Raw genomic sequence first — 22,079 nt, forward strand, 5'->3', positions numbered from 1 at the left:
AACAGTGAGGGTAAAAGAACAACACCTTCTATTATTGGATTTTTACCTAACGGTGAAATTAAAGTTGGTGATCCAGCAAAAAGACAAATGATTACTAACGAAAACACTATATTTAGTGTTAAACGATTAATTGGTAAAAAATATAAAGATGTTAAAGATTTATATTTCCCATTTAAGGTAAAAGAAGGTAAAAATAAAATGGCTGTAGTTGAAGTAAATGGTAGGGATTATACTCCACAGGAAATTTCTGCTATGACATTACAAAAAATGAAAAAAACAGCAGAAGAATACTTAGGCACAGAAGTTAAAGATGTAGTTATTACTGTTCCTGCTTATTTTAACGACCAAGAAAGAACTGCTACAAAAGAAGCTGGTGAAATCGCTGGTCTTAACGTTCTTAGAATTATTAACGAACCAACTGCCGCATCACTTTCATATGGAATGGATAAAGTTAAAGGTGATAAAAAGATTGCTGTGTTTGATTTGGGTGGTAAAAATTAAAATGACTGCCTCCCGTTAGTATTTAGAATATCGTTCTTTTAAATATTTAAAATCCATTAAATTGCTGGAAACTCCTTAGAGTCTTTAATACCACAACATAATAAGTAATTATAAGTGTGATGGTTTAAAAAATTAAAGAATTGGACAATCAGCAGCCAAGTTTCCTTGAAAGAGGAAAAAGGTTCAACGACTAGGAAAAGTAATCTAAGTGAATTATTCATATGATAAAATTCCCACGAAAAATGGATAAGATGTGTATGTCACAAAGACATATGAACGAAATCGTTCTTTGAAATTTTGATAATAGATAAATAAAGTTTGTCCATTAGTATTTTTTACATCATAAAATTTATATATAATAATAAAAAACAATTTTATGATATTAACAGAAAAAGTATTAATGAGAATAAATAACCGACAAAAAGCATATTATCAATCTTTAGGTTATATTACAACTAAGAGAAATGAAAGTATATGGGTAAATGTTAATGATTTAATGAAAAATAGTCACGCTATGATATCGGTTAAATGTAATAATTGTGAAATTATTAAAGAAATACAATATTCAACATATAATGATCCATATTTGTGTAATAAATGTAGCTCAATTAAAGCGAAAAAAACAAAAATGGAAAAATATGGTGATGAAAATTATGTAAATTCAGAGAAAATGATATCCACTAAGCGTGAAAAATATAACGATTTTAAAGATATTACGGATAAAATTAAAAGTACCGTAAAAATTAAATATGGCGTTGATAATGTTTTTCAATTAGAAGAAACTAAAAAGAAATCAAAAGAAACAAATTTGAAAAAATATGGAGTTGAAAATTCTTCACAAAACGAAAACATTAAAAAGAAAAAAGAACAAACATTTTTAAAAAGATATGGTACAACAAATCCGAACAAAAACGAACAAATCAAAGAAAAGATAAAAAACACTAATTTAGAAAGGTATGGATTAATAACATGTTTGTTAAGTGAAAAATCAATAAAAAAATCAAAAGAAACAAATTTAAAAAAATATGGAGTTGAATACCCATTACAATCTGAATTAATTAGAAAAAAATCATTATCATCAATAAAAGAAAAATATAAAGTTGATAATATATCCAAATTAAAAGAGACTCAATTTAAAATAAAATCAAGTTGTTTAAATAAATATGGTGTTGATAATTATTCTAAAGTAATTCAAATTGAAAAACTAAAAAAGAATAAGTATTTTTTAAATATAGATTATGGTAATAGAAAAATACATATGAAATGTGATTATAATAAAGATCATAATTTTGAAATTGATTTTCTACTCTATACTAGTAGAAAACAATACAAAAGAAAATTTTGTACAATATGCTTTCCATATAAATCAAATATATCACAATTACAAACAAACCTTTGTGATTTTATTAGAGATAATTATAGTGATGTAATTTTAGTAGGTAAAAGGGATATAATATCACCATATGAGTTAGATATCTATTTACCTAAATTAAATTTAGCGTTTGAATTTAATGGATTATATTGGCACAACGAAGAAAATAAACCGAACAATTATCATAAAATTAAAACAGATATGTGTATAAAAAAAGATATTAAATTAATACATATTTATGAAGATGACTGGTTATATAAACAAGATATAATTAAATCAATTATTTTAAACAAATTAAATAAAACCCCTATTAAAATATACGCTAAAAATTGTGAAATAAGAGAAATAACTGATAATAAATTGGTTATGGATTTTTTAAACATAAACCATTTGTTAGGGAAAACCAAATTAGATATTAATATCGGTTTATATTTTAATAATAATTTAGTTAGTATCATGTGTTTATCAAAAAATAATGATAATTATGAAATATTGAGATTTTGTGGCTTATTAAATTATGTTATAGTCGGGGGAATTAGTAAAATATTTAAATATTTCATTGATAAATATAAACCTAATATGGTTATAGGGTATGTTGATAAATCATATTCAAATGGTGAAACATTTAAAATTTTAAATTTTAAACTTGATAAAACATTAGAACCTAATTTTCATTATATAATTAATAATACCAGAACAGATGAAAAAATCAAAAATGAAAAAGAGTTTAAAAAAATATATAATTCCGGTAAATTAAAATTTGTCTATTATCAAAATTAGATAAGAAAGATAACATCTTAAAGATATAGTCTGAACTACATAGAAATATGTAGAAGTTAAGATAAAGAGCTTAACGATAACAAAATGGGTACTTTTGATATTTCTATTTTAGAGTTAGGTGATGGTGTATTTGAAGTAAAATCAACCAATGGTGATGTATCTTTAGGAGGAGACAATTTCGATGAGTTGATAGTTGACTGGTTAGTTGATCAATTTAAATCTGAAAATAACATTGATCTTAAAAAAGATAAAATGGCATATCAGAGATTAAGAGAAGCAGCTGAAAAAGCTAAAATAGAATTATCGTCTGCTACATCAACTGAAATTAATCTACCATATATTATGCCAGTAGACGGTATACCAAAACACCTTGTTACAACATTATCAAGATCAAAATTTGAACAACTTAGTGATGACTTATTAAAAAAATTAAAAGAACCATGTATTAAATCATTAAAGGATTCTGGTTATAATGCATCTGATATTGATGAAATTTTACTAGTTGGTGGATCAACAAGAATACCAATTGTACAAAAAGTTGCTAAAGAAGTATTTGGAAAAGAACCATCAAAAATATTAAACCCTGATGAATCAGTAGCTATGGGAGCAGCAATTCAAGGTGGTGTATTAACTGGTACAGTTGATGATGTATTACTTCTTGATATTATTCCAATTTCATTAGGAATTGAAACGATGGGTAATGTAATGACAAAATTAGTGGAAGCTGGTACTACAATACCAACAAGAAAATCACAGGTTTTCTCAACTGCATCTGACAATCAACCAAGTGTAGAGATACATGTTCTTCAAGGTGAAAGACCTTTAGCAAAAGATAATAAAACATTAGGTAGATTTCACCTAGATGGTATACCACCTGCTAGAAGAGGAGTACCACAAATAGAAGTGATGCTAGATGTGGATGCAAATGGAATATTACATGTATCAGCAGAAGATAAAGGAACAGGTAAAAAACAATCTATTAGAATAGAAGGTTCATCTAATTTATCAGATGATGAAATTGAAAGAATGAAAAGAGAAGCTAAAGAAAATGAAGAATCTGATAAAAAGGCAAAAGAAGAAATAGATATTTTGAATAATGCTGATTCAATGGTATTTCAAACAGAAAAACAAATCGAAGAATTCACTGATAAATTCATTGATAATGAAAAGGAAGATTTGACAAAATTGGTAGAAGAATTGAAAAAATCTCATTCTGAAAAAGATTTTGATAAAATTAAGATTGATACTGAAAATATTATCAAAAAATGGAATGAAATTTCAACTAGAATTTATCAATCACAACCACAGGATGCACCACAGGATAATCCACCACAAGACAATGGTGATCAAAATGTTACAGATGCCGATTTTGAAGAAGTGAAATAAAAGAGGGAGTTTTTAACTCCCTTTTTTATTTTTTAATTATTTTAAAAATTTTTTAAACTTTTATAATTTGTTGATACTAAAATATAATGTCATGACAACTAAAGACAAATTATATAGTAACGCGATAATTAATGTATTCAAAATTAAATCTGATTCCATTGATGTTTTAAGGAGTGCAATTAAAATTGCATTTTCAACACACCATGAAGTTATCGGTTTTACTAGTACAGTTGATACGTTAATATTATATTGGAGAGATAGCGAAGGTGTAATTAAATTCAAGAAACCATTTAATGAAGATAAATGTTTTGAATTTGTTAAAGATTGGTTACATAATATAAATCCCATTGATAGGCAAAAAGATAGAATAGTAGATGATTCAACTGAAGATGATTATGGTTTTGGTTTTAAGGTGACATCAAAGGGTGATAGTGATCACGAACTATTTAGAGTTATTTGTATGAATTTATACTATGATTAATGTTTTAAATAATTATCATAAGCAATATAATTATTAGTATATTCAATATTATTAGTAACTTCTTCACCAAACCAATCTAAAGGTTGAAAATTTTGAATTACGTCTTTATTTTTAGATTCTATTTCTATTAGTTTTAATCCATCATCAAATATATCAATTATCATAAGATAATCATCATGGTGTTTTTTATATCTATCTTTTTGCATAGGGTATGCATTTTTAGTATATATTTCAATATCTTTAAATTCATGTTTATTTCCTATCTTTTCTCTTTCCATACCAAACCCTTTCTTAACATCAAAATAACATCTACCATCATCATATCTTCTTATTCTTATAGAAACTGGATTATCCGGTTTAGTTAAATACCATTGTTCTATTCTTGATTTTTTGTATGTATCAAAATCATTTGGAAAATCTTTTAAAATAAATCTTCTTTCATATTCTATTGTGATTTCTTGCATTTTATAATATTTATTATTTTTTGACAATTATTATAATCTTCTTTATCTAAAAAATATATAAATAATTCAGTTAATTTTCTTATTTTCTTATTAGGTTCTATTCTTCTTAGTTCATATGATGTTTCTTCCACATCTGTTAATATTTCGTTGGGACTTCGTAGTTTTAATAATTCATAATCATTTAATTTTTTACTTTTTATGGATTGAATGATATTATCTAATTCTTTTTCTAAAGAATTAAAATGTCTTATTACTTTTATTAAATATTTATCTACCATTTATTAATTTATTAATTTTTAAATTTCTTAATTTAGGATTACCAGGATCAACAATTGAATAAAATAAATTTATTCTATAGTCACTACTAATTTGAGTTTCATATTTTTTATTATTAATTATAACTTCGCCGTTTTCTAATTCATAACATATTTCATTTATTAATGGATTATAAAAAGTTTTTATTACATTAATTGAATATCCTTTATCGGTTAATAATAAGTTTCTATATTTTTTAAATGATGTTGTTAAAAATGATATCCTTCTTTCGTGTTCTATATTTGAAGCCATATACCTCTCTACCCATACTGATATTTCCACTTCTGTTTGATAATCTAATTTAATAGGTTCTATTTGCATTTCTATAATAGGCTCCCATTTTTTTCTAATTATTTCTTTATCCATTATTTAATCTTTTATTTATTATGTCAATATATTTTTGTTCTTTTTCAATTAAAATATAATTTCTATTTGTATTTATACATGCGACACCAGTTGTTCCACTACCTGCGGTATTATCCAATACAATATCATCTTCATTTGAATACGATTTTATAATCCATTCTAACAATTCTACTGGTTTTTGAGTTGGATGGACTTGATCTTGTCTTCTCCATTTTTGTTGGAAAAATTGAACACTACCTGGATGTCTAGTTCCTTTATTATCATGTTCTACTCCTTTAAAACCATATTTCATGTTGTTTAATTTATGCTCTGTCCATTTTCTTTTATAAGGTTCGCCTTCAATTAATTGTGGATTATATTTTATTTTTCCTTTACCAAAAACCAATATATTTTCATGCTTAGCAACTGGTCTATATTTAGCAGTAAAGGCAGAACCAGATTTTGATTTATGCCATATTATTTCATATTTAAACATTTTTTCGTTAGATAATGCTAATTTATATGCAAATAAACCTGTACCGAATAGAATTATAGGTGTTTCTTTTTTCATTATTCTTTTATATTGTTCCCATAAAGGTTCAAATGGTATTATAATATCCCAATTATTTGCGGTTGAACCAAATGGTAAATCACAAACAATTAAATCAATAGATTTATCTGGTATATTTTTCATTATTTCTAAACAATCACCATTATACACTTTATTTGTTTTCATATTATATTTCTCTATTAATGTATTTAGAATAATCTTTTTTAGTTGGTTTATAATCTTTGTCTTTAAACAATTCTGATGATATAATATAATCTGCTGTCGACCTATTAGATGCTGTTGGTATATTATATAATACAGATAATCTTAATAAAGCTTTAACATCAACATCATGTGGTTGAACTGACATAGGATCCCATAAAAATATCAAAACATCAATTTCTTCATTTGTTATTCTTGCTCCTAATTCTTAATCTCCTCCCAATGGACCACTTTTAAGTATTTCCATTTCTGTTGAATATCCTTTTTCATCTAATGCCACCATTATTAATTTACCAGTAGTGCCGGTACATACTAATTTATGTTTACTTATTCTTTTAGCATTATACTGTACCCATTCTATTAAATCTTCTTTTCTATTATCGTGTGCTACTAACCCAATTGTTTTTCTCATATAATTTATTTATTTTTCTATGTCTATTTTTAATTTTTTCTAGATCATTTATACTTATTTTAAAGTCACCTTGCATTCCTATTCTACCACATAATTCACATGGGGTTATAACATGATTATAACATCCTTTATGTGGACAAGGTTCATTTGTTTTAAAAATTTTAAATGTGTGTTCTTTAGCATAATCGTTTAACCATTTGTTATGTATTGCCATATTTATTTAAGTTGTTCAATTGTAAATGAAAATTTACCTTTATCTAAAACAAATAAACCATATTCAATTATATCCATTCCAATAATAATGTCAAATTCTCTACTTTTTCCAAAACAAGCAGAATTTATTTTTATAGATTTTGAATGATCTTCTAATAACAATTGTAAAATATATTTATCTGATTTCTTTTCTCCATGAATAGTATTTATAAATACATATCCATTTTTTATTGGATTTAAATCATTTATAACTTTTTCAGATATTAATGTTTCCATTGAACCAGTATCCCATATACAATTATATTGTTTAATTATTTCACCATTAGATAACCAGTTTTTATTCAATATCTTCCCCATATTTTGTAATATCTATTTTATAACCTGATTTATCATTAACTATATCAATACCAATATTTTGGAATGATTTTTTAATTAAATTTACATCAGTATTATTAATTGATTCTTGTATGATCAATTCATTAAATTCATTAAATTTTTTAATTTTTGGTTTTGTTAAATCTAATCCAACTTTTAATTTTTTATTCATTTTATTATGTTTATTTTATTTTATTCTATATATTAATTACAAACATCTATTATAATAATCATATCTAGAATTGAAAAAACGACAAACATCTAAACAATTCTTTTTACATATTGGATCTTTATGAGTATCAAATGATTGTATAAAATCATATCTTTCCTGTCTCATATTTGGTCCAACTTTACCAATTGGTTTACCTCCTTCTCTCATGTGAATAACACATTGAAAATGAAAATCAGCCGCTATAACACTATCATCTAACATTAAATGACATTTATGACTATCGTTTTCAGTTAATCCTCTAACATTTATACCATTTGCAAAATTATCAATTCTATATCTTAATATAGGATATTTTTCCTTAATTGTTTCTGGTACTTCATTTAATCTTGGTATAGGTTGATTAAATTGAGCAGAACTTATTATACGGATATCTGAAACTCCTAATGAATCAGCAAATTTAATAGTATCTATTGTTTTATCAATATTCATTTCATTTAATACGATACCCACAGATACATATGTCAATTTAGATATTTCTTTTATATTGTTTATTACTATATCCCAAGATCCTTTAATATCACCTGCCATTTTATCGCCGTCTTCACTGCAGCAAGCATCTAATGATATTGAATAATCATTAACACCTAAATTTATAAGTTGTTTATATAATTCTAAGTTATTAGAACCATTAGTTGATATAGCAATTCTATTTATTCCTTTTTCTTTTGAATATTTAACTATTTCTTTAATATTTGGGTGTAATGTTGGTTCTCCTCCAGAAAATCTTATATTTTCTAATGGTTCATTTTCACACCAATAATCTATATTTTGCTTTACTTCATCTAATGATAACATTTTATGTTTCCGATTACCATATATTTCTGATTTTAATCCTCTACAATATGGGCAATTGAAATTGCAGTATTCAGTGATAATCATCTCGCATCTCTTCATTTGTGATGTTAATGATGCATTCTTAGCTCTTTCATCACTAAGAGAATAAAATCCTATTTCTTCTAATTTATTTACCATATATTTTATTAATTTTATTCTTTCTATATTTCATAAGTCTATCATCACATTCTAATGTTGCAAATCTTATAGATTTCATATTATCTTCAAATAACCATATATCACCATTGTTATAAATATAAATTTTCTTATTTAAATCATTTAAAATATTAAAAATAAAATAATTAACATCTGGTATGTTCAATGTACCAACTTGTAATAATTTACTTTTTTGTTTATATTTGATTTCAAACATTGGTGAATTAGTAATTTCAAAATCTGGATATGCTCCTCTTTCAATAAAGAAATCTTTAACTATTTCATTTTTAATTTCTCTAATTTTATATTCTAATTCTTTTTCTTTATTTTCCATATCACCAGATGATAATTCACTACCATATGATTCCCACATTGATTTATGTAAATCTTTTAATTTTTTTAATTCTTTTTCTAATTTTTCTAATTGTTCGTGTTTATTCATAAGTTATTTCATTATTCTTTTTAATTTTTCAATTCTTTCTATATGAATTAATGTATCATTTAACGGATAATAATTATTACCTATTTTTACTCTAAAATCAAATTGATCATACCTTATCATATCATTGGTTGTCTTATCGATAACATCCATATTTAAATAATTAGATAATTCATTACATATTTGATTTCTAGTTTTATCTGTATTAAATTCAAAAAAATATTTTTCTAGTATATTATTAATATCACTTTTAATTTTTTCTGACTTCATTTCTTTTTATTATATTTTGTAATTTATACTTTCTATATTTTGGACTTCTGCTTTCATAATAACAATTAATTTCTTTTGATATATCTTCAAGAAAATTAACACATTCTTTATTTGATACATTAACCATATAATTCCCATTAACTAATCTTTTATTATAAAAATCATTTAATCTCTTATAGAAATCAAATTTATAATAATTTAAATTTAATCTTTTACAACCATCTAATAAATGAAGACAATAATCCATTACTTGATTTTCGGTTATTTTTTCTTCCATTTTCCTATGATTTTATCAATTTTTTCTTTTCTTTCTTTTAACAAATCTTTATATGTATAATCCATATAGATATAGTATAAAGTACCATTTGGTTTATCTAATGGTTTAACTTCAATTAAATCAGTTGATATTAATTTTGTATAATATCTATCCATGTAATTGTTCTATCATTTTATCAAATTTATCTTTTATATCTTCTTCAAATGGATCAAAAATAGAATATATATGTTCAAAATATAAATTGTTTTTTGAACAAATTTTTTCTATATAATTAATTGCCCATATTTCAGCATCTTCATTAGTAGTACATATAAATATTTCATCACCCGAGAAAGCTCTACCGATGATAAATTTGTCATTTAATTCTGAAAAGGTTTTTTTAAAAATTTCATTAACTGATTTATAACCATGTTTTTCATTTAATGATTTAACATCATTAAAATCTAATAAATAAATATGAAGTTTATTTTTAATATCCTTTAATGTATATTCTAAACCATTTCTTGTATAAATACCAAAAGGTTGATCAATTATTAATTTATTGATTAAATCTTTCACTACTAAAATTTTTATTTATATAGTAATGAAAATAAAAAAAGTTATAAATTTATATGATAAACTTCTATTTCTTTAATTCCTTTTAGTTCCTTAATATCTTTATAATAATATCTTTGTACATCTGTTAGTAGCCTTGATGATCTTTTAGCTTCATCTCCTTCATTTTTAAATTTTATAAAATCTACTTTATAATCTTTTAATAAATCTTTAATATCAATATTTTCATCAAAAGAAGAAAAAACCACATTACCTGGTTTACATACCTTTCCTTCTATTCTTGCAGCACTATTTACTACATTTCCCATATAATCAATCATTTTATGTCCTTGTAATTCAATTGTAGTTTCATGTACTTCTCCATAACAAATTCCAATTCTAATATTTATATTTTTATTATTTACTTTAATTGGATTTTCTTTTAATTCATTTTGTAATTCTATTGCAAATTTTATCGAATCTTCAATTTTTTTAAATGATACCATATATGCATCTCCAATAGATTTTACAATTATACCTTTATGTTTCTTTGATAAATTATCGAACAAAATAGATTGTTGTTCTAATGATTTCATCATATCTTCTTTACTATCTCTCCATTTTTCAGCACTATCAACAATATCAGTAAAAAGAACAGATAATTTAATTGTTCCTTTTTCTATTTCCATTTTCTCGTTTAATATAGTAGTAAATTTTTTCATGAAATTTTATTTTTTTATAAATTTATCAGATACTATTTTAAAATTTGATTTACTAAATTTTAATAATTCGTCATATGGTGTAGAAAATTCTATTAATAAATCACCTTGACCATATTTAATACCGTCATCATTTAATTTAAAATCATATTGATTTAATATTTCTTTAATTTTAGGTTTAATTATATTATTAATACTTTTATCCCATGCTATATTTTGTTCATCATATGATAATTTATTAAAGTTTGGTATTATTCTTTTATGTTCTTTTATAAAATCAGTAATAATTATACTACCAATCATATCAAACATAGTTGGTTCTTTTATTAATTCAATTGGATAATCAAATTTAAATTTTATAGATTTTAAAAATTTTAAAATTTCATATTGACATTTATGTTGTTGTATATAAATCTGATCTCTTATTTCAACAGTTTTTGATACTTCTTCACTATCTTTGGGTTTTAAAAGATGTTTAATGGATTCGTTATATGATTTTAAATACTTCATGAATTAAGTAAAATTTTATTTATATATAAATAAAATAAAATAAAAATTTTATTATGTATGATAATTTAATAAAGGATAAAATAAAGGATGCATTAAAAACTAATCCAATTGTAAATAAATTAGTTCAAAAATTAGGGAGTAATGTTGAAGAAGAAATTAAAAAAGAAATTGATGATTTTCTATTAAGTGGAAAAGAAATATATCAATTTAGTAATTTTAAAGATTTAATGTATCAATCATTTTTAGAATTAAATGATAATAGATTTGCTAATTTTATAAGAAATGTTGTTAATAATCACCCCGATAAAAAAAGAACATATCAACACTTATTGAATGATATACAATGTAAATTGGTAGAAAAATACGAATTACCAAAAGAATATTATAGAATGTCAAGAAATCAATTAGATAATATTTGTGATGATTTATTATTAAAAGAAGATTATGCATTATTATTTAAAGTAAGAACATTCATTAAGGATAATTTTAGAGTATTTGGTTATAAAACGTATATAAAAGAAAATAGAGATTTAGCAATAAAAGTATTAAAAAGACATCAAAAAGACGAAACTAATACTAATTATATTAGAATTATTAAAATGTTGAATAATAAAAATGGTCTATTAGGTTTATTTACATATTTTCATTTTCAAGAAAAAATATCATTGACACGGTTAAGAATATTATTAAGAACATTAAATGATAATAAAAATATTTTAAGGAATTTACCTCAAAGAGTTCATGAATATATGTTTCAAAAATTACCATATACTATAAATGGTAGAACATATAATACAAATTTTGAAAGATTAGAAGATGATCTAGTTAGAATAATCGATATTAATAAAGCTAAAATATTTGCAAGTGAATATCCATCTTATTTAAGAAAGAACTTACATACAAATGATTATTTTATTGAATTGATTAGAGAATTAAGTTCAGATAATGAAGAGTCAAAGAAAAAATTAGAAATGTATAGAACTTTCTTTTTGAAAAAAGTTTCTAGATATAAAACACAAGAAGAACTTATTGAAGCTCTTATGAAATTTGTAATGTCTAGTAATGATGATGAAGAAATAGAAAAAAAAGTAAGAAATAACAGTGAATTAAAAATGGTATTTAATGATGGTGAATTAATGGTTATTAGAGTATTATCACATGATGCTCTACAACAAATCGCAAATGATACTAGTTGGTGTATAAAAGATTCATTATCATATTGGCAAGACTATGTTGGAACTAGTAATATTCAATTAGTAATTATAGATTTAAAACAAAAATCAAATTCCATATATAGAAAAATAGGAGTAACAATATATAGTAATGGTAGTTATTATACCGGACACATTAAAAACGATAATTACATATCAGATGATCAAATAAATAAAATATTAAAAGAACATGATATAACATTAAATGAAATTTTTGATACTGCTTCAATAATGGGAACTAATATACATTATAGTGATTATGACATAGAAGAAGATGAAAGAGATAGATATTGGAGATAAACTTATATATTAATAATGAATATAAATTAAATGAAATTTTATATTCCAACATATGAAGATTGTATAAATATTATTAATAACAATCCTGATATGTATTTCTATGAAAATAAATATGTTATAGATAATTATAATTTATCAATTTTTGGATATAGGTATGCTAAATATAATAATTTTATGTTACCTATATTAGATAATCCGAATATTAATGCATTAGAATTAAAGGGTATTTGTTTTGTATTTGATGATGATGGTAGTGTATTTAATCATCATTTATTGTTACATAAATTTTGGGAAATTGATCAATATAATCATTGTAGATATGAATTATTTAAAGATAAAAAAATAAAAAATATAACAACAAAAGAAGATGGTTATTTAGTATCTTTTTTAAAATTACCAAATAATAAAATTATATCATTTACTAAACATGGAATAGATGAAACTATAAATTTAAAAGTTAATGATTTTTTATCAGATAAAAATTATTTTGATTTCATTAATAGGTGTTTAAATAAAAACATACAGCCAATTTTTGAGTATATAGGAACAAAGATGTATGTGGATTATGGAGATAGAAAAGATTTAATTTTATTAAAATTAAGATGTAATAAAACTGGTAAATACTTAGATATTGAAAATTATAAATCAGAAGGTATAAATATGGTTGAATACCATAATAAAACATTAGAACAATTAATAATAGATTGTAAATCAGAACATAATATAGAAGGATATGTGGTACATTTTGAAGATGATACTTTTTTAAAATTAAAAACAAATTGGTGGGTAAATGAAAAAAATAAAAAAATATTATGATTGCTCGATAAATTCATTATCGAATAAATTACATAATAATAATTCTTATGGACCAATTGAGAATGACATAATGAGGGATTTAACAAAATATGCTCATTTATATAATTTTGAAAGAGTTTATGATTATAAAGAATCTGATATTATTGTAACAAATACTACATACCCAATAGATATATTAGAATGGGCAGATAAAAAAGATATTGCTCTAGTGAAAAGAATGGATGGTATATATTGGCAAAATGAATTAAAATATAAAAATTGTATGTTAAATAGGGCAGCATTAGAATCTGATATGGTTATTTTTATAAGTAAATTTTCTAAAGATTCATTGAAAAAACTATATGGTTATTCTCCACTTAATTATAAAGTAATATTAAATAATGTAGATGATAAAGTATTTTATAAAAGAAAAATAAAAAATGAAAAATTTACTTTTATATCATCTGCAACTAATTGGAATAGACATCCTAAAAGATTAAAAAGTATTATAGAATTATCAAAATTTATTAATAAGGATGATATTATAAAATTAATAGGGTATTGTGATGTTGATTTACCTGATAATATTATAAAATTAGGATATGTTGATAATGATGAACAAATGTCTAAGTTGATTGGTGAATCTGATGCTTTTTTATCATTATTTTATAGAGATGCTGGATCTAAGGTCACTTGTCAAGCTTTACAATGTCAATTACCAATATTACATGTATCTAGTGGCGGATTAATGGAACTGGTTAATGCAAGTAATGGAATAGTAATAGATGATGATATTCATATTTATTTTTCCGATGAAACACCGGATTTATTAATAGATGATATAAAAGATGGTTATTCTATTTTTAAAATGTATTATAATGATATAGTTGATATATATAATAAAAATAAAAAATACCAGAATACAATTTCTGAATATTTCAGTGTTTTTAAAGATTTATGTTAAAATTAAATTGGATTTAATTTATTTTATATATATGATAAATTTATATATGAATGAATGGGAAATGATGTAGTTACTTTTGACCCTATTAATAAATTAATAATAGTTCTTACTGGTATAACATATATTGATGTTGGAATTGATTTATACTCAAATTGGAAAGAATGGGTTTTAATAGATGATAATGCTAAATATGATGCTGCTTTTTTTACATTTGGAGGTGAGCCAATATCGGAATTTCAATCAACACCACCATATTATTTTTTAACAAACGGGTGGAAAGTTTACGTAGAAAATATGTCTATAACAGTTGATATGAATTTATATTCAGATGATGGTTTAAGTCCATTTATTATAAATAATGCTTCTGTTACAAATAATACATCAGATGTACCTATTGTTAGATCTGATGTTGAAAAAAGATTAGCTTATGGAGATAGAGTTTATTTTGATTTTAATTCACCATATGTAGGAATAGAGCATCCCGTTGGAACAATAGCCCAACCTGTAAATAATATACAACAAGCTATAATTATTGCTAATACATATAACTTAAATAAGATATATATAAGATCAGATCTTAATATTACAGATGACTATAATTTATCAGAATTTAGCATATATGGTGATAAAAACGAATATATAGTAACATCTAATATATCATCTATTATATTAAATAACACATATTTTTATAATGTTACAATACAAGGTGATTTTAATGGTAGTAAAACATCAATAATAGATAGTATAATAGAAAATGATATTTATAATATAAACGGAAATATTAAAAATACTCAATTATCATCAACAATAAAAATAGATAATAATTTAATATTAAGTAATTGTTTTACAGGTAATAGTAATAAAGAATTAATAATAGATACTAATAATAATAAAAATACCAAAACTTTAATAAGATCATATTCTGGTGAAGTTAAAGTAATAAATACAAATGATAATGATGTTATTAATATAGAGTTAATTGCAGGTAAAATAATATTAGATGAATCTTGTAGTGGCGGAACTATTGATATTAGAGGTGTAGGATATTTAGAAAATTATGCTAGCAGTGGAATAACACTAGTATTAGATGGGTTTATAATGGATATTAGTAATATCTGTCATATTAATTTTTTAATTTTTATTTATATATTAAAATATAAAACTCGTTTTTTTTATAAATTATTGTACAGGTTCTTCTCCTCCTGTTTGAACTTCCCCACCTTGTGCTGGTGGTTCTCCTTCAAATCCACCCCCTTCTTCTGCTGGTGATTCTCCTCCAAATTCTCCACCAGCTGATGGTGATTCACCTCCACCAAAAAATGGTGCACCTGGTCCAGATGGAGTTCCTCCAAATTCTTCTTCCATTCCTTCTTCTCCTTCAACGCCTTCTCCTCCGGCAAGTGATCCTTTTTCTTTTAATTTATATTTGTTATTTTCTGCAATATCTTTATCATTAAATTTCATAATATTTCTAATAATCCATTCTAATGATAAATATCCTTCACCTTCTGCATTTTGTAAATTAGATGATAATGTTGCTGCGATATTTGATCTTTTTTCTAAATTTGCTAAATATTTCCATTCTTCAAATAATTCATTAGAGTTAAATATAACATTTAAATTATTTATAAAATTATAATCTTGCATTAATTCTGGGAAATCTCTCATCATTTGAATTTTAAGAGGTTTTATTAATAATTCTCTAAATACTGTTCTTATTCTTTTAATAAAATTTTGAAATTTTATTTCATCTCTTGTCATTTCTGATGCATCTTGATATAAATTACCACCACCTGACTCCTTTTCAAATCTAGAAAATGGTATTCTTGATGCCTTTTTTAAATTTTTATCAAACCAATTTAAAATTTGATCTTCATTTAAATCATTACCTTGTGGTGTTTCTATTGTAATTTCAGGTGTTCCTCCTTCATTAGAAGACGGAAACCAAAAATCTTTACTATGTGGAATATGTGAACTACCATTTATACTTACTGTACCTAAATTATCATCCCATTGTATATCTTCATGATATTCAGACATTAATTGATATATTTGTTGTTCAGCTTGTTGTCTCGATAAACCACCAACAGGTATAACGAATTTTTTATAAATTGCAGCTTGATTTATATTATAAAGTAATTTTGTTTGTTCTATTAATTTTAATTGATTATAAGGTCTTATTAAAGGTTCAACATAAGATGTCTCCCCATAATCTTGATTATTACCATAAGATATATAAACAACTTGTGCATCTAATAGTACTCTTCTTAATCTTGGATTATCAGGATACTGTATCCATACAATTGTTTGAGTTTCTGGATCAGCTGCAGGTACTAATGTCAATGGATCTAACTTTACTAAATCTGTTATATTTTTTTGTTTTTTATCATATACAATTTCAAATGCAATAAATCCATCAATTAATAAATCTTTTAAATGATTCCATGCTGTTATACCATCATTAAAACCAAATACATTATATAATTTTTGAAAATTTTCATGGACTTTTTTTCTTATAATATCATCAAATTCATCTGGTAAATCAGCAGCCCAACAAAATTTATTTTTATCATTGAATATAATTACTTCATCTGCGATCTGGTTAATATAATCTCTTATTTCGTCTTTTATTGAATATTGTCTTAATATTTTTCTTTTATCAAAATAAGATCTATCTAGTTGAGCAATTGATTTTTTATCTAATATCTTAGATATCATCTTTTTGGTAAATAAATCATACATATAAGGACCTTCTGTAATATTACCCATATTTGAATATGATTCAGGATTTTCTGATGCTCCAATTGCAAATGACTGTCTTGCTGTGTCAATATCATATAATAATCCATAATTACTTATTTTTCTAAGCATTTTATTAAAAAATCCTTGGTTTATTCCAGTTCCACCTAACATACCTTGATTATTTTGTTGTCTATATGATGCCATTTATTATTATTAATTTTAGAATTATATATAAAATAATTATAATTCAAATTATAAAAAATTGGTTTTTATTAAAATAATTAGTATTTTTGTATCAAACTTAAAATATTTAGATATGATTAATAAAGGAATTAGAATATTAGATAAAGAAGATATTAAATTATATTTTTTTGGTGGTAAAGGTAAATTTATACTAAAATCAAATAAAACTGGTAAATGGTTCATGTATAAAATTACAAAACCAAAAGATAAAAATAATGATGAAATATACTATATATCAGTGTTACTAGATGGTAATTATCAATATTTAGGTATTATTAAAATTGATGATATAGATTATATTAGAACTCAAAAAGTTAAAGTTGATGCTGTTCATGATTGTATTTCTGGTATTAAATGGTTATTAAAACAATTTAAAAACGATAAAGAATTTCCAACCGATATGGAATTTTATCATATGGGAATTTGTTGCTGTTGTGCTAGAACACTTACAGTTAAAGATAATATTGAATTAGGAATTGGACCAATTTGTTTTAAAAATTATGGTAAAAAAAATAAAAGAATTATGAGAATCGTAAAAATTAAAGATTTACAGAAGAAAATTAAAAGAAAATAATTTTATATATACTTAAAAATAATTTATCATAATGGCAAAAATTAAAAGATTTAATGATATCGATAACCTTATTAGTAAAGAAAAAGATGCTATTTCTAAAGGTATAAAATCAAATAATTTATGGGTAGTATTAACAAATTATAGTACAGATATAGGAACAGTTTTTATTAATAAATCAGATGCTGAAAAGTTAGCAGAAATACAAAATAAATTGTATTATGACTACTACCGCAAAATTAATAAAAATATGTCAGATGAAGAATTTGATAACTACTTTAAAAATAATGATTATCACAAAGTTAAAGTGATATCACTAGAAGATGCAATAGAACATATTAATGATATTATACGTGAAGATTCTATTCAACATGACTCGTCATTTTAAAAATAAATAGTAATAATGTTAAAATATAATGAATATTTAATTTTAGAAAAATATGAAGATAATTTAAAATATACATTAAGTAGATTAGGAATAAAGGATAAAAATGAAATCCAATATTATTTAAATGCTGCCAAAAATGGAAATTTAGGACACGAGTTAAAGAAAAATGGTAAAAAGTTTACATTTGGTATATTATATGCTATTTTTAAAGATGCAATAAAAGCTAAAAAACAGTCTGATTTAAAAATAGGAACAGTAAAAATGGTACATAGAATAGCACCAATTTTATTAGCTCCATTCTTTCCAATCATCGCAACTTTAGGTTATATATTAGGTACATCAAGAGCATTTAATAAAATATTGAATCCTGTAATAACAAATCCTGGTAATGATTATAATTCTTTTCTAAAAAAGATAATAGATAAATCAATGAAGGTAGCAGAAGGTGAAATACCAATTAAAGATAGATTTATAAGAGCATTTGTAGTATCAGATGATTTAGTATCAGCAATAAAACCAGAAGTTTTACAAGAATTCTCAATTTATTTAGCTGATAAAATTTATAATATGGAAATGGATAAAGAAGTACCAGATTATTTTGTTGAAAATGAATTAAAAATTTATATAAATGATAGGTTTAACGTAGATCCAAAAATACCATTAAAAGAAGGATATTCAATAAAATCATTCAAATAATTTATAATTATTTTCTATATTTCTTAATTTTTTATAATAAGATTGTACATCTTCTTCATATGTTTTTACAGATTCATCTAAATTATTTAGCAAATTTTTTAATTTTTCTTTTGTTTCACTACCTTCTTGATATTCTTCCATCAATTGTTTCATAAGTGCAATATTAACAGGTCTCATATGAACATGTATTAATAAATACATCAAACTTGTAGATACAACAAAACATTCATTAATTTTAGTAATATCAAATGCCGATATAGAATAATGATATCCTCCATTTTTTTCAAGTGTTTTATAAACTGTTTCAAATTTAACAGGTAGTGGGGTTTCTTCCATAACTCCATTTGAGTCATTATTTTTATCAAAAATTTGACTATAAACAATTGATAATTTATTAAAATATATCATTTTATAATCAAAAGGTAAATAATCTAAATTGACTGCATATATAACATGCTTATTATTATCTGTAACCCTATAATCTATTGCAAAAATAGGACAATACAACTTATTGCCGTTAAAATTGTAATTAATTAAATAAAATTTACCAACTTTTATATCATTTAATGGACAACCTGTAAACCAACTAGTAGGATTTTTTCTCATTAAGAATATTTCTTTGTTTGATTCATGTATTAAAGAAGGTAGATCATTTCCAAATTTACCTCTTAATGCTCTAACATAATATTCAAATTTTTTATCTTTTTCTTTTAATATTATCATTTGTAAATATTTATTTTAATCTAATTAAATGTGAACCAACAATATTCAATATCTTGTTTTTTAAACAGTAACTATATGCACCAGATGAATATTTTTTAAAATCTTTTAAATATTTATATTTTAATGATTCTTCTTTACATTTTTCAAAAGTCCATATTTTAATTTTTCTATGACTATCATTTATCCATTTATTTTTAACCATCTTATTATATGCTGTTCCATATTTATTTTTAAAATCTTTTAAATTTTCACACTTTTTTAAATATTTAGTGCAATTTTCCTTTGACCAAAATCCTTTTGGTTTTTGTTTTTTATTTGTCATATGTTTACAGAAATTATCTAACCATTTATTTCTTATACATACATAATATGCACTACTTGAATTTTCTTTAAATGATTTTCTATTTTTATATTTTAATGCTTCGTTTTTACATGATTCATAATCCCATTTTATAGTATTACCACCAATTGAACCGGTTTTAATTCTATTTAAAATATTCCAATTATCTATTTTATATTTATTTAAATAATATTTTTCTTTTTCTATAGCATCTTCTACATCTATATAATTGGTCAATTGTTTAAATATGGGTATTAAATTAGTTTTATTCATATATAACATTACCGCATCATTTTTATCTATTATTCGATTATGTTTTCTTTTATTTATATTATATGTTAACCCAACATAAACTGAATTATCAGAAAATTCATAACAATAAATACATCTTTTATATAAATTCCCTTTTGGTTTCATATGATTACATATATCATTTATCCATCCATTTTTATATGATGATAAATATGCACTTTTACTATTTTTAGAAAAATCACTCTTATTTTTATATTTCAATGCTTCTTCTTTACATTTTTCAAAAGTCCAGTATCCTTTTGGATTTCTGATTTTTTTCATATGTAAACAAATTTCATTTAACCATTTATTTTTAACTGACTCGTTATATGCACTAGAATTATTATTTTTGAATTGCATTTTACTTTTATACTTTAAAGCTTCTTTTTTGCACTTTTCAAAAGTCCAATATCCTCTTGGTTTTCTCATCTCAATAACCCTCTTTGTTTTAAATGTTTTTCTGTTATAATTATAAATTCAGCACCATATTTTTCTGCATATTCAGTTGCTTTACTCCATTTCAACTTATTCTTAATGTGTGTACGAACAGCATATTCGTAGTTTTCTAATGATTTTGCTGTTTCATTTAATGGTTTTTTTGGTGGATATAATTCACTTTCAGGTTTTAATTCAACTATTACCTTCTTGATGTCATGTGGATCTCCATTTTTTAAGATTTCATAGTAAAAATCGGGGAAATATCTATGAGTGCGGCCTCTTAAATCTTGATAAGTTATAACGGGCTGTTCACATGACCACCTTATTATTTTATCATTCATATCTAAAAATGTACAAAATGCATATTCCCAACTACTTCTAAATTTTATATTAGTTGGATCTCCTATATATTTATTAGGATTTTGTAAATGATAAAATCCTTGTTTATATTTATTATTAAATTTTGATTTATTTGAACTCATTATTTTATAATATATTTGATAAAAATATATACATTAATATAAATATAATACCCATTAAAATAAGAGACACTGTTAATATCTTATTATTATCGATAACTAATATTCTTTCTAATTTTGATAAAGAATTTTCTAGATTAAAAAACGTCATGTCTTCATTTTTTATAATATAATCAAATGCACCTAACTTCATTAATTCAGCTGCTGTTTTAACATCTTCTTGAGCAGAAATTATAATAACATTTATATTATTGTTGTATTTTTTAATTTTTTTAAGAACTCCGTCACCATTTAATCCGTTTGATGTTAATATATGATCTAATATTACGCAAATAGGTTTATTTTTATTTATATAATCAACTGCAGTTTCTCCTTCATTAAATATTTTAATATTAGTAAATCCCTTTTTATAAATATTAGCTTTAATAAGTTGAGCATAATATTCATTATCATCTACAATGACAATTTCGGATTTTTTTAGTTTTTTAAAAAATGATATCATAATATTTGT

At 23.2% G+C, this 22,079-nt stretch carries 28 protein-coding genes and 3 pseudogenes; 11 read left to right on the forward strand and 20 right to left on the reverse strand.

The annotated features are described in order from the left end of the window. The 4 genes and pseudogenes from RBR25_RS14005 to RBR25_RS14020 all read left to right on the forward strand — a co-directional run. Positions 1-492, forward strand: a pseudogene (locus RBR25_RS14005) (Hsp70 family protein); the annotation flags it as partial. Positions 493-877: 385 nt separating this feature from the next. Further along, complete coding sequence (locus RBR25_RS14010; RefSeq protein WP_432820176.1) at positions 878-2,653, forward strand: DUF7487 domain-containing protein; 1,776 nt, start codon at positions 878-880, stop codon at positions 2,651-2,653. 87 nt (positions 2,654-2,740) lie between these two features. Continuing rightward, positions 2,741-4,039: pseudogene (locus RBR25_RS14015) on the forward strand (Hsp70 family protein); the annotation flags it as partial. A gap of 91 nt (positions 4,040-4,130) precedes the next feature. After that, positions 4,131-4,520: a hypothetical protein gene (locus RBR25_RS14020; RefSeq protein WP_432820177.1), complete on the forward strand. Its 390-nt coding sequence runs from the start codon at positions 4,131-4,133 to the stop codon at positions 4,518-4,520. Here RBR25_RS14020 and RBR25_RS14025 read toward each other — a convergent pair. From RBR25_RS14025 to RBR25_RS14095, 15 genes and pseudogenes are all read right to left on the reverse strand, one after another. Next, entirely contained in the window at positions 4,517-5,011 is a 495-nt protein-coding gene (locus RBR25_RS14025; protein WP_432820178.1) for a hypothetical protein, read from the reverse strand. The genes RBR25_RS14020 and RBR25_RS14025 overlap by 4 nt on opposite strands. Further along, positions 4,966-5,262 (reverse strand): hypothetical protein, encoded by a 297-nt coding sequence (locus RBR25_RS14030; RefSeq protein ID WP_432820179.1) that lies wholly within the window; start codon positions 5,260-5,262, stop codon positions 4,966-4,968. Before RBR25_RS14030 ends, RBR25_RS14025 begins: the two co-directional genes overlap by 46 nt. After that, complete coding sequence (locus RBR25_RS14035) at positions 5,252-5,665, reverse strand: hypothetical protein (RefSeq protein ID WP_432820180.1); 414 nt, start codon at positions 5,663-5,665, stop codon at positions 5,252-5,254. The genes RBR25_RS14030 and RBR25_RS14035 overlap by 11 nt, the downstream gene beginning before the upstream one ends. Then, positions 5,658-6,380: a DNA-methyltransferase gene (locus tag RBR25_RS14040; protein ID WP_432820181.1), complete on the reverse strand. Its 723-nt coding sequence runs from the start codon at positions 6,378-6,380 to the stop codon at positions 5,658-5,660. Before RBR25_RS14040 ends, RBR25_RS14035 begins: the two co-directional genes overlap by 8 nt. 1 nt (position 6,381) lies before the next feature. Next, positions 6,382-6,828: pseudogene (locus tag RBR25_RS14045) on the reverse strand (methylglyoxal synthase). 216 nt (positions 6,829-7,044) lie between these two features. After that, complete coding sequence (locus tag RBR25_RS14050; protein ID WP_432820182.1) at positions 7,045-7,386, reverse strand: hypothetical protein; 342 nt, start codon at positions 7,384-7,386, stop codon at positions 7,045-7,047. Continuing rightward, complete coding sequence (locus RBR25_RS14055) at positions 7,379-7,588, reverse strand: hypothetical protein (protein WP_432820183.1); 210 nt, start codon at positions 7,586-7,588, stop codon at positions 7,379-7,381. Before RBR25_RS14055 ends, RBR25_RS14050 begins: the two co-directional genes overlap by 8 nt. 36 nt (positions 7,589-7,624) lie before the next feature. Further along, a complete protein-coding gene (locus RBR25_RS14060; protein ID WP_432820184.1) occupies positions 7,625-8,620 on the reverse strand; it encodes a radical SAM protein in 996 nt (331 codons plus the stop codon). Further along, complete coding sequence (locus tag RBR25_RS14065; RefSeq protein WP_432820185.1) at positions 8,610-9,080, reverse strand: hypothetical protein; 471 nt, start codon at positions 9,078-9,080, stop codon at positions 8,610-8,612. The genes RBR25_RS14060 and RBR25_RS14065 overlap by 11 nt, the downstream gene beginning before the upstream one ends. A gap of 3 nt (positions 9,081-9,083) precedes the next feature. Then, complete coding sequence (locus RBR25_RS14070) at positions 9,084-9,347, reverse strand: hypothetical protein (RefSeq protein WP_432820186.1); 264 nt, start codon at positions 9,345-9,347, stop codon at positions 9,084-9,086. Beyond that, on the reverse strand, positions 9,328-9,624 hold the full coding sequence (locus RBR25_RS14075) for a hypothetical protein (RefSeq protein ID WP_432820187.1): 297 nt from the start codon (positions 9,622-9,624) through the stop codon (positions 9,328-9,330). Before RBR25_RS14075 ends, RBR25_RS14070 begins: the two co-directional genes overlap by 20 nt. Continuing rightward, positions 9,609-9,779: a hypothetical protein gene (locus RBR25_RS14080; protein WP_432820188.1), complete on the reverse strand. Its 171-nt coding sequence runs from the start codon at positions 9,777-9,779 to the stop codon at positions 9,609-9,611. Before RBR25_RS14080 ends, RBR25_RS14075 begins: the two co-directional genes overlap by 16 nt. Further along, on the reverse strand, positions 9,772-10,182 hold the full coding sequence (locus tag RBR25_RS14085) for a hypothetical protein (RefSeq protein WP_432820189.1): 411 nt from the start codon (positions 10,180-10,182) through the stop codon (positions 9,772-9,774). The genes RBR25_RS14080 and RBR25_RS14085 overlap by 8 nt, the downstream gene beginning before the upstream one ends. 41 nt (positions 10,183-10,223) lie before the next feature. Further along, positions 10,224-10,880, reverse strand: a complete 657-nt coding sequence (locus RBR25_RS14090) for an adenylate/guanylate cyclase domain-containing protein (RefSeq protein ID WP_432820190.1) — start codon at positions 10,878-10,880, stop codon at positions 10,224-10,226. 6 nt (positions 10,881-10,886) lie between these two features. Next, positions 10,887-11,387 (reverse strand): hypothetical protein, encoded by a 501-nt coding sequence (locus RBR25_RS14095; protein WP_432820191.1) that lies wholly within the window; start codon positions 11,385-11,387, stop codon positions 10,887-10,889. A 53-nt stretch (positions 11,388-11,440) separates the two neighbouring features. Between RBR25_RS14095 and RBR25_RS14100 the strand changes: the two genes are divergently transcribed. From RBR25_RS14100 to RBR25_RS14115, 4 genes are read left to right on the forward strand one after another with little or no spacing between them, the layout of a single operon-like run. After that, positions 11,441-12,898, forward strand: coding sequence for a hypothetical protein (locus RBR25_RS14100; RefSeq protein WP_432820192.1), 1,458 nt, complete (start codon positions 11,441-11,443; stop codon positions 12,896-12,898). A 30-nt stretch (positions 12,899-12,928) separates the two neighbouring features. After that, on the forward strand, positions 12,929-13,714 hold the full coding sequence (locus RBR25_RS14105; protein WP_432820193.1) for an RNA ligase: 786 nt from the start codon (positions 12,929-12,931) through the stop codon (positions 13,712-13,714). Next, positions 13,689-14,657 carry a hypothetical protein gene (locus tag RBR25_RS14110; RefSeq protein WP_432820194.1) on the forward strand — a complete coding sequence of 323 codons (969 nt, stop codon included), beginning with the start codon at positions 13,689-13,691 and terminating at the stop codon, positions 14,655-14,657. The genes RBR25_RS14105 and RBR25_RS14110 overlap by 26 nt, the downstream gene beginning before the upstream one ends. 54 nt (positions 14,658-14,711) lie before the next feature. Continuing rightward, positions 14,712-15,926: a hypothetical protein gene (locus tag RBR25_RS14115; protein ID WP_432820195.1), complete on the forward strand. Its 1,215-nt coding sequence runs from the start codon at positions 14,712-14,714 to the stop codon at positions 15,924-15,926. On the opposite strand, the gene RBR25_RS14120 is transcribed toward RBR25_RS14115, so the two are convergent. Then, on the reverse strand, positions 15,837-17,603 hold the full coding sequence (locus RBR25_RS14120) for a portal protein (RefSeq protein WP_432820196.1): 1,767 nt from the start codon (positions 17,601-17,603) through the stop codon (positions 15,837-15,839). The genes RBR25_RS14115 and RBR25_RS14120 overlap by 90 nt on opposite strands. Positions 17,604-17,715: 112 nt before the next feature. Here RBR25_RS14120 and RBR25_RS14125 point away from each other — a divergent pair, with 112 nt between their 5' ends. Genes RBR25_RS14125 through RBR25_RS14135 form a run of 3 tightly spaced genes read left to right on the forward strand, consistent with a single transcriptional unit; the run spans position 17,716 to position 19,297 of the window. Further along, the gene (locus RBR25_RS14125) at positions 17,716-18,216 is read left to right on the forward strand and encodes a DUF6011 domain-containing protein (protein WP_432820197.1); all 501 of its coding nucleotides are present in this window, start codon (positions 17,716-17,718) and stop codon (positions 18,214-18,216) included. Between the two features lie 31 nt (positions 18,217-18,247). Further along, on the forward strand, positions 18,248-18,601 hold the full coding sequence (locus RBR25_RS14130; RefSeq protein WP_432820198.1) for a hypothetical protein: 354 nt from the start codon (positions 18,248-18,250) through the stop codon (positions 18,599-18,601). A 15-nt stretch (positions 18,602-18,616) separates the two neighbouring features. After that, positions 18,617-19,297: a hypothetical protein gene (locus RBR25_RS14135; protein ID WP_432820199.1), complete on the forward strand. Its 681-nt coding sequence runs from the start codon at positions 18,617-18,619 to the stop codon at positions 19,295-19,297. On the opposite strand, the gene RBR25_RS14140 is transcribed toward RBR25_RS14135, so the two are convergent. Genes RBR25_RS14140 through RBR25_RS14155 form a run of 4 tightly spaced genes read right to left on the reverse strand, consistent with a single transcriptional unit; the run spans position 19,286 to position 22,070 of the window. Beyond that, positions 19,286-20,020 carry a hypothetical protein gene (locus RBR25_RS14140; protein ID WP_432820200.1) on the reverse strand — a complete coding sequence of 245 codons (735 nt, stop codon included), beginning with the start codon at positions 20,018-20,020 and terminating at the stop codon, positions 19,286-19,288. The two genes, RBR25_RS14135 and RBR25_RS14140, sit on opposite strands and share 12 nt — an antisense overlap. Positions 20,021-20,030: 10 nt before the next feature. Then, entirely contained in the window at positions 20,031-21,080 is a 1,050-nt protein-coding gene (locus RBR25_RS14145) for a hypothetical protein (protein ID WP_432820201.1), read from the reverse strand. Continuing rightward, positions 21,077-21,571, reverse strand: coding sequence for a TnsA endonuclease N-terminal domain-containing protein (locus tag RBR25_RS14150; protein WP_432820202.1), 495 nt, complete (start codon positions 21,569-21,571; stop codon positions 21,077-21,079). The genes RBR25_RS14145 and RBR25_RS14150 overlap by 4 nt, the downstream gene beginning before the upstream one ends. Before the next feature lie 4 nt (positions 21,572-21,575). Continuing rightward, the gene (locus RBR25_RS14155; RefSeq protein ID WP_432820203.1) at positions 21,576-22,070 is read right to left on the reverse strand and encodes a response regulator; all 495 of its coding nucleotides are present in this window, start codon (positions 22,068-22,070) and stop codon (positions 21,576-21,578) included. Positions 22,071-22,079 lie beyond the last annotated feature (9 nt).

Origin of the sequence: Trichloromonas sp. (assembly GCF_034006665.1) — a bacterium.
In the GTDB taxonomy this organism is placed as follows: domain Bacteria; phylum Desulfobacterota; class Desulfuromonadia; order Desulfuromonadales; family Trichloromonadaceae; genus Trichloromonas.